This window comes from Dactylosporangium salmoneum (assembly GCF_039532525.1).
In the GTDB taxonomy this organism is placed as follows: domain Bacteria; phylum Actinomycetota; class Actinomycetes; order Mycobacteriales; family Micromonosporaceae; genus Dactylosporangium; species Dactylosporangium salmoneum.
The window spans coordinates 23,828-39,410 of the sequence record NZ_BAAARV010000065.1 but is presented as its reverse complement, the minus strand read 5'-3'; the positions used below and the strand labels follow the sequence as shown (position 1 = coordinate 39,410).

Sequence of the window (15,583 nt, the reverse complement as noted above, 5' to 3'; positions counted from 1 at the left end):
GCCAACTGGCTCTTCATGGCCGGCCTCCTCGGCATCGGCCTCGCCCTCACCGCCGGCATCGCCCTACGCATCACCGCCACCGCCGGCACCCTCATGATGACCATGATGTGGCTCGCCGAGTTCCCACCCACCACCACCGCCTCCACCAACCCGATCACCGACTACCACGTCATCTACGCCGCCGTCATGATCGCCCTCGCCACCGCCTACGCCGGCCACACCTGGGGCCTCGGCCGCCGCTGGGCCAAGCTCCCCATCGTCCAGCGCAACCGCTGGCTCATCTGATCCGGCACACACCGACCGAGGCGCCCGGGCCGCACGGCCCGGGCGCTTTCACGTGCGGCACAGGCCGGTCCGGGCCGTGGGCAACAGTGGCAGCAGTACCAGCGCGAGACCGACGGCGCCATAGACGCCCTGCGGCGGCGACGCCGTTCATGGCGCCAGCACAGCGCCACCGTCCGCCCGGTGGCAGGGCCGATCGTCCTTCCGCCGCGGGCCGCACCGCCCGGCGCGGGCGCGCGGCGCAACGGCGACCGGGACGCCGTCCCCGGTCACCGGACGCCGAGGTGCTCGCCGAACCAGCCGACGGCCAGCCGCGTCAGCGTGGCCAGGGCGCCCGGCTCCTGCACGAGGTGGCCGGCGCCGCGCAGGACCGCGAGCCGGTCCCCGCCGGGCAGCAGACCGTGCGCCACCCGGTTGAGTTCGAGCAGGTACTCGTTGCGGCCGCCGGCGACGAGCAGCGTGGGTGCGCGGACGCCCGGCAGGTCGCGCCAGGCGAGGTCCGGCCGCCCGTCGTGGCAGACGACCGCCGCCACCATGTCGCGGGACGGCCCGGCGGCGGCGGCCAGCGCCGCCGCGGCCGCGCTGCCGCTGACGAAGAGGCCGATCGGCAGCGCGGCGGCGGTCGCATCGGCCCGCAGCCTGCCCAGCCCGGCGGCGAGGCGGTCGGCGAGCAGCCCGACGTCGCGGGCCGCGAGCCAGTCCAGCTCCTCCTCGCGGCGCAGCAGGTACAGCGACAGGGTGGCCAGCCCGGCCTCCCGCAGGCGACCGGCGATCCAGCGGCACCGGGGCCCCAGCCCGGCGCCGCGGCTGGTGTGCGCCAGCACGACGGTGCCCGCGGCGCCGGGTGGCACGGCGAGGCGTCCGTCGTCCTCCGGCGGATCGGCCGGCCGGCGGCCGGCGGGTGCCTGGCCCGGCCCGGCCAGCAGGCGCACCACCTCGTCGTCGGGCACCGGCCGGAAGTCGGCGTACCGGCCACCGGCCGCGTCGCGGTCCGTGGCCGTGTCCAGGTGCACGACCCGGTCGGCGACGGCCGGCAGCCCGGCCAGTCCCGGCCCGGCGGCCACCGGCACGGCCACGGTCACGTGGGCGGCGCCCGCCACCCGCGCGGCCCGGCTCGCCGCCCGCGCCGTCGCGCCCGTCACGATCGCGTCGTCCACGACGATCACGCGGCGCCCGCGCAGGTCGGACGTCGGCCGCACGGTGAGCAGGTGCCGGGTCCGATCGGCCGCCTCGGCCCGTGCGCGGTCCACCTCGGCCGCCAGCTCGTCGGGGCAGGTCCCCGAGGAGCGCAGCACCTCCGGGTTGACGGCGAGGGCGCCGCCGGGCCCGACCGCGGCCATGGTCAGCTCCGGCTGGAACGACACCCCGAGCCGCTGCACGACCAGCGGGTCCAGTGGGGCGCCGAGCCCGGCGGCGACCTCGACCGCGACCGGCACGCCGCCGCCCGGCACGCCCAGGACGACCGAACCGGCCGGCTCGCGCCGAAGACGCTCGGCGAGGTGACGACCAGCCTCGGCGCGGTCGGCGAACTGCATGACGGCTCCTTCTCCCCTCCCCGGCCACCTGCCCTGCCCGGCCCATACCCGGCAGGCGCGCTCCCGCGCGGACGCCCGGGTGAGATGGGTGAGCATGCGTCCGAGCGGCCCGCGCCGGCCGCAGGTCCGACGGCCCGGGAACCATGGGCCGGACGGCCCTGTCCGGACGCGCTCCGACGAGCTGAGCTGGAGGCAACGCACCCGCCGCACGGAACCGGGAGACGCGACATGATCACCACATTCGACCTGTTGGCCGCCCATCCGTTCCTGGCCGGGCTCCCCGCCGGCCAGGTCGAACGGCTGGCTCGCTGGGCGCGGCGGGCACCGTTCCGGGCCGGCACGAGGATCTTCGAGGAGAACGGACGCGCCCAGCGCTGCTGGTTCATCCGCGACGGCTCCGTGGAGCTGCGCACCCGGGTTCCCGGCCGCGGCGAGGTGGTCGTGGAGACGCTCGGCCCGGGCAGTGTGCTCGGCTGGTCGTGGCTCTTTCCGCCGTACCGCTGGCACTTCGCCGCGGTGGCGGTGCGCCCGGTGCTCAGCATCGCGCTCGACGGGGCGGGCGTGCGCGCGCTGTGCCGGGACGATCCGGAGCTCGGCTACGAGCTCACCACGCGCTTCATGGCCGTCGTCGTCGACCGGATGCAGGCCACCCGGCTGCGCCTGCTCGGTCTCCACGAAACACCAACCGAAGGTCTCGGGGCTTAGGCCCTGTCCTGCCGATCATGCCGGCCTGCGACGGGCCCAGATTCCTCCTGCGCGCACCCCGCGAAGACCCGGTTACAACACCGGTAGCCTGGCCTCCGCGGGGCACACGCAGGAGAAATCTGGACCCGTCTCGGCTCGGCATGATCGACAGGACAGGGCCTTAGGCCCTCGCCAATGCGCGCCCCACCGGGCACGGTGGAGGTAGGGATCGGCCGCGACGACAGGAGGTGCGGCCATGGCACCCTTGACGACATCGAGGACCTGGAGTCCCGAGGTGTTCGCCGCCGCGGTCGGCGACGCCGTGTGGGCACCGTCGATCCACAACAGCCAGCCATGGCGCTTCCGGTGTACCGCAGACGGCGCGGACGTCCTGCTGGACGAGCGCCGCCGGCTCGCGGTCTGCGACCCGGACGGCCGGATGGCCCGCATCTCGTGCGGCGCCGCCGCGTACAATCTCCGGCTGGCCCTGGCCGTCGGCGGCCTGCCCGCCCGCCACCGGCAGGAGTCCGGCAGCACGCTGCTGCACATGTGGCCGGGCCCGCAGCGCCCGCCCACGCCGCTGGAACGGCGGCTGCACCGGCAGATCCCGCGCCGCCACACCAACCGGGGGCCGTTCGCCGACTCCCCCGTCGACACGCGCGCGCCGCTGGTGCTGGCCGAGGCCGCCCGGCGCGAGGGCGGCCAGCTCGACTTCGTAACGGGCGAGCCGGCGCTCGCGGCGCTGACCGCGCTCATCCGTACCGCGGAGGCCCGGCAGCTGGCCGATCCGGCGTACGCCGAGGAACTGCGCGCGTGGACCACCGACGCCGACCACCGCGTCGAGGGGATCGGGCCCTGCGCCGCCGGCGCCGCGCCCCACCCCGCCGAGGCGCTCACCCGGCGGGACTTCGGCGGGGCCGGCCACGACACGACCCGGGACGTGTCGCACCAACCCGTGGTGGCGGTGCTGGCCGTGCTGGGCGACGGCCCGGCCGACGCGGTCCGCGCCGGCATGGCGTTGCAGTGCGTGCTGCTCACGGCCGCGGATCTCGGCCTGGCCACCGCGATGTTCTCCCAGCCGGTCGAGGTGCCGGCTATCCGTGAACGGCTCCGGTGCGTGGTCAACCCGATCCAGGACCCGCAGCTCGTCCTGCGCTTCGGGTACGCGCCGACCACCTGCTACACGAACCGGCGGCCGGTCGCCGACGTCCTCGAGGCGTGAGGCCGGCGGCACCGCAGCGGTGCCACCGTTGAGCGTGAACGACCCGTACTCGCTGAGGGAGGGCGTCATGGACAGCAACCAGCGTCCGGTCGTGGTGGGCGTCGACGACTCGCTGGCCGCCTTCGGAGCAGTCCGCTGGGCCGCCGACGAGGCCATCCGGCTCGGCCGGCCGTTGCAGGTCATCCACGCGGTGGGGGCCGACGCCGCCGAGCCGGGCGACCTCCACGCGCAACGCCTCGCGCTCGACGCCACGGTCGAGGCCCGGCTCTGGCAGCCGGGACTGCAGGTCGCCGCCGCCACCCGGCGGGGCGAGGCGGCACAGGTGCTGGCGGAGCAGTCCCGCCACGCCGCGCTCCTCGTCGTCGGCGGCCGCACGGCCACCCGGCTGCCGGCGCTGCTGGGCTCGGTCGGCACCCACCTGGCCGCGCACGCCGCCTGCCCGGTCCTCGTCATCCACCACGCGGAGCGCTGGACGGGCCCCGAGTCCGTGCTGCCGTCGCACGGCCGGATCGTGGTTGGCACCGACGGCTCCGTCCCGGCCGAGCACGCCGTGCAGCTGGCGTTCCAGGAGGCCGTGGCCCGGCACCTGCCCGTGCGGGCAGTCCGCGCGTGGCATCCCTCGCAGCACTGGTTCGCCCGCCCCGCCCCGGGCCGCGGCGCCGGAGCCGTCCTCGACGAGCTCTCCGCCGGGCTCAATCCCTGGCGGGGAAAATTCCCCGAGGTGGAGATGGAGGCACGCGCCGTCGACGGCGACCCGGACGAGGTGCTGCTGGCCGAGGCGCGCGACGCCGTTCTGGTCGTGGTCGGGGCGCGCGGCCGCGGCGGCGCCCGGGACCTGCACCACGGAGGAACGGCCTGGCACGTCCTGCACAACGCGGACAGCCCGGTCCTGGTCGCCCGGCCGGATTGACCCGATCACCCGGGCTCGTCGCGTGTGGCGGCGCACCGCGGCCGTGACCCGACTACGCGGCGGCGGAGTGGGCAGACACGCGACGGCCCTACGACACGGAGGGGGAGATCGCCATGCCGGCGAACGCACCCGGCCGGACCACGACGTTCCGCATCGGACCGGCCGCCCAGGAACTCACCCGGGCGGCACTGGCCGCCGTCCACGCGCCGTCCATCCTCAACACCCAGCCGTGGCACTGGCGTATCACCCACGACGCCGCGCTGCTCTACGCCGACCCGCGGCGCCGGCTGCCGATCCTGGACCCCACCGGCCGGCTGCTGACGGTCAGCTGCGGCACGGCCCTGCACCACGCCTGCGTCACGCTCGCGGCCGACGGGACGGACTTCGAGGTGGAGCCGATGCCGGACGACGGCGACCCCGACCTGCTCGCCGTCGTGCGGTACCGCGGCGTGACCGGGCCCTCGGCCCGCGCCCAGCGGCTGCGTCACGCCATCCCGGTCCGCCGCAGCGACCGGCGCCCGTTCGCCGCCCGGCCCGTGCCGCAGGAGGCGATCGACCGTTTGTGCCGGGCCGCCCAGCGCACGGACGCACGGTTGCAGATGACCTGGTCCCACGACCTTGCCGACCTCGCGGTGGCCGCCGGACAGGCGAACGACGCGTTGCTCGGCGACCCGCGGTACCGCGCCGAGCTCGCCTCGTGGATCCGCCGGCCGGGCGAGGGCCACGACGGCGTGCCCGTCGACACCCTCGCGCCGCAGGGCGTCCGCCCGGTGCCGATCCGGGACTTCACGGCCGCCGGCGCGGGCACGAACGTCGTCACCCGGGTCGACGTCTCCGACCGGGAGGCCCGCTACGGCATCGTGGTCACCGACGGCGACGGCCCGCACGACTGGCTCACCGCCGGCGTCGCCCTCTCCGCGGTCCTGCTCACCGCGACCGCCGAGCACCTGGCCACCTCGCCCATGAGTGACCTGATGGAGAACGAGGTCGCCCGCCGGACCCTGCGGCGGATGCTCGGTGGCGTCGGCTATCCCGCGATCGGCGTGCGGATCGGCATGCCGGCCACCACCATGGCGCCGCCCCGGGCACCGCGCCGGCCCGCCGCGGAGGTCATCGAGGTGGTGGCCGACGAGGCCGACCCGCCGCAGCCGCCCGAGGGCTAGTCAGGGTGCCTGACGCCCGTCAACGCGGGCTGCCGGGGCCGGGCCGGTGCAGGGCCGAGCGCTCCATGGCCCGCGTCACGTCGGCCGGGCCCAGCACGCCGACGAGCGCCCCGTGGTCGACGACGAGCGCGGTGCCGGACCGCAGTACCGTGGCCGCGACATCGGCGAGCGGCTCGGCCGCCTCGATCACCGGCAGCGCGGACACCGGCCTCGCGACCCGGGACACCGGCGTGCCGATCCGCTCGGCCTCGGGCACGCGGGCGAGCTCCCGCAGCCGGACCAGACCGGCCGGACGCCCGTCGATCGCCCGCAGCGCGACGATGCCGCCGTCCGGGGCCTCGACGACGTCGGCCACGACCTGCGCCACGCTGCGGTCCGGATCGGCATAGGTCGGCGAGGCGTTCATGACCTCGGAGACCGGGACCCCGCCCAGTTGGGCCCGGTATCTGGCCGTGTTCGCCTCGGAGCTCGCGGCGGACACGAGGAACCAGCCGACGAGGGCGAGCCAGAGACCGCCGAGCAGGCCGGCGAACACCAGCTGCGCCGCACCGAGGACGATCAGCCCCAGGCCCAGGGCGCGGCCGGCGCGGGCCGCGGCGATGGCGGCCCAGTTCCGGTCGCCCCGCCAGCGCCACAGGGCCGCGCGCAGCACCCGGCCGCCGTCCAGCGGCGCGCCAGGCAGCAGGTTGAACGCCGCGAGCAGCAGGTTGATCCCGGACAGCCACGAGCAGACGGCCACGACGCCGGCCGGCGCGCGGGCCTCGGCGAGGCCAGCGGCCAGCCCGCCGAACCCGGCGGCGAGCACCGCGCTGGCCACGGGCCCGGCGCCGGCGATCAGCAGGTCGGCCCGGGCGCTCGGCGGTTCCTGGCCGAGCTCGGCGGCGCCGCCGAGCAGCCACAGCGTCACCTGCTCGACCTGCACCCCGTACGCGCGGGCGACCAGCGCGTGGGCCATCTCGTGCGCCAGCAGCGACAGCAGCAGCACGACCGCCCCCGCCACACCCAGCAGCCAGGCCACCGCGCCGGACGCCGCCGGAGCGGCCCTGGGGATGACCGTGATCGCGAGCACCTGCGCCAGCAGGAACATGATGAGCAGCACCGACCAGTTCACACCGACGCGGATACCGGCGATGGTGCCCAGTCGAAGGCTCTGGTGCACTGCCCCTCCTCGATCGACCGTGTCCGCCCGGCGGGGAGTTGCCGGCGGCTGCGGGACCGCACTAGGACCGCTACCCGCCGTGGCCCGGCGAAATCACGCCCGTCGCCACACCTGGGCCCGGCCGCGGCGGCGGCCACAGAGATACGGTGACGGTGACGGGCGCGCGCGTCCGGCGCGCCTCTCCTGAGGAGGTCGACATGATCGGAACGATCTTGTGGGCGATCATCGGCGGCGCCGTGATCGGGTTCCTGGCGCGGCTCATCCTGCCCGGACGGCAGAACATCTCGGTTGTGGCCACCGTCGTCGTCGGCATCATCGCCGCCTTCGTCGGGGGTCTCATCGCCACGTGGCTCGGGGTCGGCCGGACCAGCGGGGTCGACTGGATCCGGCACGCCATCCAGATCGTTCTCGCGATCATCGGCGTGTACATCACGGCCCGGGTGTCCAGCCATCACGGCCGTTCCACCGACGCCACGGCACGGTAGCGGCGCCCGGATGCGGGTGAGGGGCGGGTTGCGGAGGGCCTGCCCCCGGCATCCACCCGGCGGTATGGTTTCGCCGCCGCACCGGAGGACAAATCACCCCTGCACACGCGCCGGCCCCCGGGGCCGGCCTTCACTGCGGGGGTGCCAATGAAAGTCTTCCATGCGCAGTCCGGCGTGCCTGGTTCACCACGCTGCTACCACGGCCCGGTCTGGATCGACCGCGACGTCGGCGACCTGGAGCCGGGCCGGCTGATGACGTTCGGCGCGCACTTCAGCCCGGGCTCGCGCACGGCCTGGCACCGTTGCCGCTACGAGCAGGTGATCCGCGTGCTGCACGGGGTGGGCCGGGCGCAACGGCGCGGCGGGCGGGTCCAGGAGATCCGTGCCGACGACCTGATCGTGGTCCCGGCCGGCGAGTGGCACTGGCACGGGGCCGCGCCCCACGCCGCGCTGCTGGTCCACTCGGTCCGCGAGGCCGGCTCGCCCGGCCCGAACACGGAGTGGGGCCCGCACGTCACCGACGCCGAGTACCTGCTGCCGGCCCTGAGCGCGCTGCTGCCCCGCCAGGGCGGCGACCGCATCCCCAATCGCGAGGCTTCCTGGTAGCGCCGTCAGTCACTTCGCCGGTGTCACCGCTGCCGCGCGCCGCTCCGCCGACGGTCCACCTTCCGGCCGGAGCGGCGCCGGGTGGCCCGCCGCACCGGACGCTCGAGCGTGCGCGACGGCGACGGCGCGGCTCGTCCGGGGACCGGCTCGGGCTGCGGACCGATCCCGTGCCAGACCCGGCCGGGCGGGGTGAGACCGCCGACCACCATCTGGCTCAGGGCGCGCTCCTCGCCGATGCAGGTGTCCTCGACGTAGTCCATCCCGGCCGCCTCGGCGAGCCGGCGTGCCTGCGCGCTGACGATGCCGCGCTGCAGCCAGACGGCACGGGCCCCGATCGCCGCCGCCGCCCGCACGATCTCGGGCGCCTCGGAGGACGGCCGGAACACGCAGACGATGTCCACGGCGTACGGCACGTCGGCGAGATCGCCGTAGACGTGCTCGCCGATCAGCCGATGCGCGTGCGGGTTGACCGGGATGATCCGCCATCCCTGCTCCTGCAGCATCTTCGGCACCCAGTGCGCGGGCTCCATGGGGTCCCGGGACGCTTCGACGACCGCGATCGTCCGCGCGGCCGCCAGGATCCGTCTCGCGGTGCGCATCGGACTCATCTCCTTCTGCTCGGATCTCACTGCCCCGGACGGGGCCGGACCACGTCTCCAGCCTCGCTCGGCACCTACCCCCGCGAAACACCCGGTAACGCCGCGGCCGGCGCCGGAATCGGCGCGTAGGGCGGCCGCGCCTGGGGTAGGCAGGGCTCGGCCGCGGCGACGTCGCGGGCGACGACAGCGCACATCCGGGGCGGGACACCATGATCGAGGACACGCAGACGGCCACGCTGCACCTTGCCGCCGACGAGGCCAGGCGGGCGCCGTCGATCCTCAACACCCAGCCCTGGCGGTGGCAGGTCCACGACGGCGCGCTCGACCTGCACGCCGACCCGGCCCGGCGGCTCGGCTCGGTCGACCCACAGGGTCGCCTGCTGACGCTCAGCTGCGGCGCGGCCCTGCACCACGCCCGGGTCGCTCTGGCGGCCGCCGGGCACGAACCCGTGGTGGAGCGCCTGCCGGACCCCGCCGACCCGTCCCTGCTCGCCCGGGTGCGGGCCGGCCGGCCGCGGCCGGCGGGCGATGACGACCGGCTCACCTACGAGGCCATGCTGCGGCGGCGCACCGATCGGCGCCGGTTCGGCTCCCCCGTGCCCATGGCTCCCGAGGCCCTGGCGGCGCTGCGGGCGGCGGCGGAGGCCGAGCACGCCCGCCTGCACCGTCTCCGCCCCGGCGAGGTCGAGTACCTCGGATACGCCGCGCAGGGCGCACACGTCCTCGACGCCAAGGACGAGGGCCGCGTCGCCGAGCAACAGGCGTGGACGCATCGCGGGCCGGGCAGCGCGGACGGCATGACAGGCGACGCCGTCCCGGCGCCCGCGGACCGGCCCGTGCCCTTGCGCGACTTCGCCCTCGGCGGCGAGGCGACGCTCGACCCCGGCCCTGGGGACGAGAGCAACGTCGAGTACCTCGCCGTGGTCACGGACGGCGACGGGGTCGAGGACTGGCTCGCCGCCGGCGAGGCGACCAGCGCGGTCTGGCTGGCGGCCGTCGCCCGCGGGCTGGCCGCGTCACCGCTGAGCGACGTCGTCGAGATCCCGGGCGCGCGGGCGCTGCTCGGCAGCCTCATCGAGCCGGCCGGTCACCCGCAGCTCGTGCTGCGGGTCGGCGTCGACCCCGACCCGGCGCCGCCTCCGGCGAGCCCGCGCCGCCCGGCGCGCGATGTCATCGACGGCGGTGAGGCTACCCGCTGAGGTACACCGGACGGTGGGAGCGCGCCTCGATGTCGGCCGACGCCGTCGCCAGGAGCTGATGGCCGAGGTCCGACAACGCCCGCGCCACGGCGAGCTCGTCGCCGATCATCGGGACGTCCTGGTCCGACGGGTTCAGCCGCGCCTCCCCGGTGCCGACGAGGTGGCCGCCGTCCTCCTTGAGCAGCCGTGCTTCCGCATGTGTCCGACCGTCACGTTCGCCGATGAACAGGTCGACGCTCCAACGCTTGGAAGCGATCATGGCCCCTCCTTCAGTCGTCGCCGCGGATGTGCCTTCAGTCGTCTGCGGAGGTGCGGATGCCCGGACCCGCAGCACAAGCCCGAACTTACGCTCCGGGCCGGACGCGGCGGGGTGAGCGATCGGGGCATCGTGACGGCCCGGCGCTCACCGCCGGCCGGCCGCCACCGTGCGCTTCGCGGCGATGAAGGCGCGCAGCCGGTCGATCGGCCAGGTGTTGACCACGTCGTCCGCGGTGAGCCAGCCGCGTTGTGCGGTGCCGATGCCGTACCGCAGGTGGTCCAGGTGCACCGTGGCGTGCGCGTCGGTGTCGATCGCGAAGCGGACCCCGTGGCGCTTCGCGCGCAGGATGAGCTCGTCGGAGAGGTCGAGCCGGTCGGGGAAGCTGTTGATCTCCAGGGCGGTGCCGGTGCGGGCGGCGGCGGCGAACACCGCGTCGAAGTCCGCGTCCAGGGGCGGCCGCTTGCCGATCAGCCGGGTGCTCGGGTGGCCGAGAATGGTCACGTACGGGTTCTCGCAGGCCCGCACGAGCCGGCGGGTCAGGTCCCCGGCCGGCTGGGCGAAGTGCGAGTGCACCGACGCGACGCACAGGTCGAACCCGGCCAGGAACTCGTCGGGCCAGTCCAGTTCGCCGTCCGGGCCGATGTTGAGCTCGCTGCCGTGCAGCAGCACCGGCCCGCCGGCGGCCTCCAGCTCGCGCACCTCCCGGCGCTGGGCGAGCACCTTGTCGTCGGTCATGCGCTGCATCGGCATGTCCTTGGCGTGGTCGGTGACCGCGTAGTACTCGTAGCCGCGGCGCCGGGCCGCCGCCACCATGTCGGCCAGCGGCGTGACGCCGTCGGTGAGGTCGGTGTGCGTGTGCAGGTCCCCGCGGATGTCCGCCTCGGTCACCAGCGCGGGCAGCGAACCGGCCCGGGCCGCCTCCACCTCGCCCCGGTCCTCGCGCAGGGGCGGTGGCACCCATTGCAGGCCGAGCCGCTCGTACACCTCCTCCTCGGTCTCCGACGCCACGAGGCTGCCGTCCTCGACGCGGAAGAGCCCGTACTCGGAAAGCTTGAACCCGGCGCGGACGGCGATCTCACGCACCCGCACGTTGTGCTGCTTGGAGCCGGTGAAGTACTGCAGCGCCGCGCCCCACGAGGCGAGAGGAACCACCCGGAGGTCGACCTGCAGGTCGTTGCGCAGCCGGACCGACGACTTCGTCGAGCCCTTGGCGAGTACGTCGGCAACCATCGGGAGCCGGGTGAACGCGTCCATCAGCGGACCGCCGTCCGCGGCGGCGGCCAGGACGTCGACGTCGCCGACGGTCTCGCGGAACCGGCGCAGCGAGCCGGCCCAGGTGCACCGCAGGCATCCCCGCACGCCCCGCAGCGCCGCCACGATCTCGTCCGCGGCCACCGCGGCCACGGACAGCAGCACCCGGCCGTGGCTGCGCTCCAGCACCTCGATGCCGTGCAGGATGTTCTCGGCCGTCCTCGCCCCGAAGCCCCGGTGCCCGGACAGCTTCCCGGCCACGATCGCGTCCCGCAGCTCGTCGATGGAGACCACGCCGAGCTCCTCGTGCAGCTGCGCGGCCCGTTTCGGCCCCAGCGTGGGAATCCGCATGAGCTCCAGCACGCCGCCGGGCACCCGCGCGCGCAGGGTGTCCACCGCCTCGATGTGGCCGGTGTGCAGGTACTCGGCGATCTTCTCCGCGATCGAGGCGCCGACACCCGGGATCTGCCGCAGCCCGTCGGCGTCCACGGCGGCCACGTCCCCCGGGTGCCCGGCGACCGCCCGGGCCGCCTTCTCGTACACCCGGCTCTTGAACTGCTCGCCGCCGGTGACGGTGAGCAGATCGGCGTACTCCTGCAGCAGTGCCGCGACGGCGTCGTTGGACCGCGCCATGCCGCCGAGTCTAGGCGCTGGACCGCCCGGGCGGCCGCGATCGGCGCGGGACCGCGCCGGCCGCGCGCGGCATACCCACCGCCCCGGCGGGGTAGCCCTGGGAACCGCGGCAGGATTGCCGGAGGGGGGAGCTGTGAGCAACGAACGGGTCATCGTCGTCGGCGTCGACGGCTCGCCGGAGAGTCTTGCCGCGGTGGAGTGGGCCGCCGAGGACGCCGTGCGCCGCGGGTGCGCGCTGTGCCTCGTGCACGCGTTCGTCTGGCCGGCGCTGTACGCCCCGGTCATGGTCACCGTGCCGGACGAGCCGGGCGCGAAGGGGGCCGCCGAGGAGACGGTCGCCGAGGCCGCGGCGGGCGCCGTCGCGGTCGCGCCGGGGCTGGAGGTGCGCACGGACGTGCAGGTGCGGCCGCCCGCGGCGGCGCTGGTCGCCGCGTCGAAGCGGGCCCGCACCGTCGTGGTGGGCAACCGCGGCCTGGGCGGCTTCGCGGGCCTGCTGCTGGGCTCCGTCGGCGTCCAGCTCGCCGCGCACGCCGCGTGCCCGGTCGTCATCGTCCGGCGCGCGGACCGGCAGCCCGGGCACGAGGCGGGCCGGGTCGTCGTCGGCGTCGACGGCTCGCCCGAGGCCGAGCGGGCCGTGCAGTTCGCGTTCGAGCAGGCGTCGTACCGTGGCACCGGCCTGACCGCCGTCCACGCCTATCAGTGGCCGGCCACCGGCGGGCCGGTCGACGTGTTGCCGCTCGCCTATGACCCGGACGACCTGCGCACCGACGAGCGGCGGACGCTGGCCAGGTCGATGTCGGGCTGGGCCGGGAAGTACCCCGGCGTCGACATCCGGCACACCGTCGTGCACGGCCGGGCGGGCGCGGTGCTGACCGAGCTGTCCGCGGGCGCGCAGCTGCTGGTCGTGGGCTCCCGCGGCCGGGGCGGCTTCACCGGCCTGCTGCTGGGCTCGGTCAGTCAGGCGGCCATTCACCACGCCGGGTGCCCGGTCGCCGTGGTCCGGTAGCCCGCGGGAGGTCACGTGAACGGCACGGATCGGCCGGTGGTCGTCGGCGTCGACGGCTCGCCGGCGGGCCTGGGCGCGGTGCGCTGGGCCGTCGATGAGGCGGCACTGTTCGACCGGCCGCTGGAGATCGTCCACGCGCTCACCCTCGCGGGCGAGGACGAGCCGGCGACCGACGACTACGGCGTGGCCGGGCAGGCCGCCACCCGGGCCCGGGTCTGGCAACCCGAGCTGCGGATCGCCACCCGCGCCGGGCCGGGCGACGCCGCCCGGCTGCTCATGGAGCGGTCCCGCCACGCGAGCCTGCTCGTGGTGGGCAGCCGCCGGCCGGACGAGTTCCCGGCCGTGCCGGTGAGCTTCCTCGGCGTCCAGCTGGCGGCCCACGCGCACTGCCCGGTGCTCGTGGTGCAGGACTCGCAGCACTGGGCCGGCCCGGGCGCCGCGCTGCCGCAGCACCGGCCGGTGCTGCTCGGCACGGATGGTTCGGACCGGGCGCAGCCGGCCGTCGAGCTCGCCTTCGCCGAGGCGGCCGCACGCCGCACCGGCCTCATCGCGGTCCGCGCCTGGCAGGAGCCGCCCCGGTACCGCGGCCAAGCCGACGGCATCGACCGGCTCGCCGCCGACGCCGGCGGTTCGCTCGAGGCGGAGCTGGGGCCATGGCGGGCCAGGTACCCGGGGGTCCCGGTCGAGCAGCGCACCGTCCGCGGCGCACCGGCACCGGTCCTCCTGGCCGCGGCCGGCCACGCGCTCATGCTCGTCGTCGCCCCTCGCGGCGCGGGCGGCTTCGACGGCCTGCGCCTGGGGTCGACGGCCCAGCAGGTCCTCGACCACGCGTCCGTGCCGGTGCTGGTGGCCAGGGCGCGGGACTGAGGTCAGGTGCGGGTCAGCGGGAGCTGCGCCCGCAGGCGGGTGCCGTGGCCGGGCGGGCTGTCGACGGTCAGGGAGCCGCCGAGCGCCTCGACGCGGTCGGCCAGCCCGGTGAGGCCCGTGCCGCGCTTGGGATCCGCTCCCCCGACGCCGTCGTCCTGGACCATCAGCTGCAGGTAGCCGCGCTGGACCCGCGCGTGGACCTGGACGTCCGTTGCCTGCGCGTACTTGGTGACGTTCGTCAGCGCCTCCGCCACCACGTAGTAGGCCGCGACCTCGACCGGTTCCGGCGCCCGCCCGTCCAGTTGCACGTCGAGCTCCACCGGGGCGCCGCTGCGGCGGGCCAGCGTGCGCAGTGCGGGTTGCAGGCCGCCCTCGGTCAGCATGGCCGGATGCACGCCGCGCGAGAGCTCGCGTACCTCGTTGACCGCGTCGCCCAGCCCGGTCACGACGCTGGACAGCTGCTGGTGCAGGCCGGTCATCCCCGGCGGCACATCCGCCTCCGCCCGGCGCACGTCGAGCGCTATGGCGACGAGTCGCTGCTGCACGCCGTCGTGCAGATCGCGCTCGAGCTGCCGGCGGGTCCGGTCCGTCGCGAGCACGAGCCGCTCCCTCGACCCGGCCAGCTTCTCCGAGTGCACCAGCCCGATCGCCTGGCGGGTGATCAGCAATGCCACCACGAGGGTCTCGGCGACGGTCGCGACGGGGTCGAGGGGGGCGCCCCGGACCTGCAGCACGACCGAGAGCGCGATCATGGCGGTGACCGGGACGTACGGCAGCAGCAGACGGCCCCAGCGGACGCCCGCGTGCGTCTCCCACTCCGACGTCTCCCCGGCCGGGGTGAGTGCCGCGAGGGCGACGCAGGAGAGCCCGATGACGAACCCGGCGTCGGCCAGCGTGGGCGTGCTGGTCGCGCCCCCGGACACCAGGTACGCGAAGACGCTGTCCGAGACGGACAGGCTGAACAGTCCGACGCCCAGGATGAACAGCTGCAACCGGTTCGCCGACGAGGCCGAGCCGATGAGCAGTATGACGATGACGGTCAGCAGCAGGTCGGTCACCGGGTAGGCGATCGCGATCGAGTACTCCAGCGGGTTGGTGCCGCCGGCCTGCACCACCGGCCCGAGCGCGGCGACCCAGCTGAGCACGAACAGCGCGCCCGTGACGATGAGCCCGTCGAGGACGGTCGTCGCCAGCCGCGCGCTGTGGCGCCAGGGAGAGCCCGGCGCGGCCCGGTCGGCGGCCAGCGCGATGATCGCCACGAGCGCGAACGCCGGCAGCAGCAGATATCCGGCGTCGGCCGCCGAGGGGGTCGGCAGCGGGACACCGCCGAAGAGCCGGTACCAGGACCAGAGGATCTGCCCGATCATCCAGGCACATGTTCCGGCGCCCATCCACAGCCGCCACCGCCGCTGCCCGCCGGTGTACCGCGCGGCGGTGATCCAGCAGGCCAGGGTCGCGGCGAGCGCGGCGCCGAACTGGCTACCGTCGTCGAAGAGCAGCGACCAGCGCCGGCTCAGCAGCCCCGAACACGCCACCCCGAGGACGACCACCAGCGACGCGGCGACCGCGAGCATGGCCGGCCACGGCCGGTCCCGCAGACGGGCCGATTCCGTCCGAACAGGGCCAGAACCACACGTACGCTACATTACCTTGATCAACTGGCCTTCCGGCGGGCCGAGAGCCCCGGAATCATGCTCCGCCATCACCCGCGCAGGCCGGACGG

Annotated in this window: 14 protein-coding genes and 2 pseudogenes; 10 read left to right on the top strand and 6 right to left on the bottom strand. The window is 75.5% G+C overall.

The genetic code is table 11. The features are described 5' to 3' along the window. Positions 1-285, top strand: a pseudogene (locus tag ABD352_RS33300) (hypothetical protein); the annotation flags it as partial. Positions 286-551: 266 nt separating this feature from the next. Here the strand turns inward: ABD352_RS33300 and ABD352_RS33295 are convergent. Then, the gene (locus ABD352_RS33295; RefSeq protein ID WP_344616499.1) at positions 552-1,817 is read right to left on the bottom strand and encodes a phosphoribosyltransferase family protein; all 1,266 of its coding nucleotides are present in this window, start codon (positions 1,815-1,817) and stop codon (positions 552-554) included. A 228-nt stretch (positions 1,818-2,045) separates the two neighbouring features. On the opposite strand from ABD352_RS33295, the gene ABD352_RS33290 reads away from it, so the two are divergent. From ABD352_RS33290 to ABD352_RS33275, 4 genes are all read left to right on the top strand, one after another. Beyond that, entirely contained in the window at positions 2,046-2,522 is a 477-nt protein-coding gene (locus tag ABD352_RS33290; protein WP_344616498.1) for a cyclic nucleotide-binding domain-containing protein, read from the top strand. A gap of 235 nt (positions 2,523-2,757) precedes the next feature. Next, positions 2,758-3,723, top strand: coding sequence for an Acg family FMN-binding oxidoreductase (locus ABD352_RS33285; protein ID WP_344616497.1), 966 nt, complete (start codon positions 2,758-2,760; stop codon positions 3,721-3,723). 67 nt (positions 3,724-3,790) lie between these two features. After that, positions 3,791-4,633, top strand: a complete 843-nt coding sequence (locus tag ABD352_RS33280) for a universal stress protein (RefSeq protein ID WP_344616496.1) — start codon at positions 3,791-3,793, stop codon at positions 4,631-4,633. 113 nt (positions 4,634-4,746) lie between these two features. Further along, on the top strand, positions 4,747-5,796 hold the full coding sequence (locus ABD352_RS33275) for an Acg family FMN-binding oxidoreductase (protein WP_344616495.1): 1,050 nt from the start codon (positions 4,747-4,749) through the stop codon (positions 5,794-5,796). 19 nt (positions 5,797-5,815) lie between these two features. Here ABD352_RS33275 and ABD352_RS33270 read toward each other — a convergent pair whose 3' ends face one another. After that, the gene (locus ABD352_RS33270) at positions 5,816-6,955 is read right to left on the bottom strand and encodes a site-2 protease family protein (protein WP_344616494.1); all 1,140 of its coding nucleotides are present in this window, start codon (positions 6,953-6,955) and stop codon (positions 5,816-5,818) included. 197 nt (positions 6,956-7,152) lie between these two features. Between ABD352_RS33270 and ABD352_RS33265 the strand changes: the two genes are divergently transcribed. Both ABD352_RS33265 and ABD352_RS33260 read left to right on the top strand, forming a co-directional pair. Then, complete coding sequence (locus tag ABD352_RS33265; RefSeq protein ID WP_344616493.1) at positions 7,153-7,440, top strand: GlsB/YeaQ/YmgE family stress response membrane protein; 288 nt, start codon at positions 7,153-7,155, stop codon at positions 7,438-7,440. A 174-nt stretch (positions 7,441-7,614) separates the two neighbouring features. Further along, complete coding sequence (locus tag ABD352_RS33260) at positions 7,615-8,046, top strand: cupin domain-containing protein (RefSeq protein WP_344616492.1); 432 nt, start codon at positions 7,615-7,617, stop codon at positions 8,044-8,046. Between the two features lie 218 nt (positions 8,047-8,264). On the opposite strand, the pseudogene ABD352_RS33255 reads toward ABD352_RS33260, so the two are convergent. Beyond that, a pseudogene (locus ABD352_RS33255) lies at positions 8,265-8,645 on the bottom strand (CoA-binding protein); the annotation flags it as partial. 209 nt (positions 8,646-8,854) lie between these two features. Here ABD352_RS33255 and ABD352_RS33250 point away from each other — a divergent pair. Continuing rightward, positions 8,855-9,844 (top strand): Acg family FMN-binding oxidoreductase, encoded by a 990-nt coding sequence (locus tag ABD352_RS33250; RefSeq protein WP_344616491.1) that lies wholly within the window; start codon positions 8,855-8,857, stop codon positions 9,842-9,844. Here the strand turns inward: ABD352_RS33250 and ABD352_RS33245 are convergent. Together ABD352_RS33245 and polX are read right to left on the bottom strand one after the other, a co-directional pair. Beyond that, on the bottom strand, positions 9,834-10,103 hold the full coding sequence (locus ABD352_RS33245; RefSeq protein WP_344616490.1) for a DUF1876 domain-containing protein: 270 nt from the start codon (positions 10,101-10,103) through the stop codon (positions 9,834-9,836). The genes ABD352_RS33250 and ABD352_RS33245 overlap by 11 nt on opposite strands. 144 nt (positions 10,104-10,247) lie before the next feature. Further along, positions 10,248-11,987 carry a DNA polymerase/3'-5' exonuclease PolX gene (gene polX, locus ABD352_RS33240; protein WP_344616489.1) on the bottom strand — a complete coding sequence of 580 codons (1,740 nt, stop codon included), beginning with the start codon at positions 11,985-11,987 and terminating at the stop codon, positions 10,248-10,250. A 133-nt stretch (positions 11,988-12,120) separates the two neighbouring features. Between polX and ABD352_RS33235 the strand changes: the two genes are divergently transcribed. Continuing rightward, positions 12,121-12,993, top strand: a complete 873-nt coding sequence (locus tag ABD352_RS33235) for a universal stress protein (RefSeq protein WP_344616488.1) — start codon at positions 12,121-12,123, stop codon at positions 12,991-12,993. 15 nt (positions 12,994-13,008) lie between these two features. Then, positions 13,009-13,860, top strand: a complete 852-nt coding sequence (locus ABD352_RS33230; protein ID WP_344616487.1) for a universal stress protein — start codon at positions 13,009-13,011, stop codon at positions 13,858-13,860. 2 nt (positions 13,861-13,862) lie between these two features. Here ABD352_RS33230 and ABD352_RS33225 read toward each other — a convergent pair whose 3' ends face one another. After that, a complete protein-coding gene (locus tag ABD352_RS33225) occupies positions 13,863-15,434 on the bottom strand; it encodes a sensor histidine kinase (RefSeq protein WP_344616486.1) in 1,572 nt (523 codons plus the stop codon). Between the last annotated feature and the right edge of the window lie 149 nt (positions 15,435-15,583).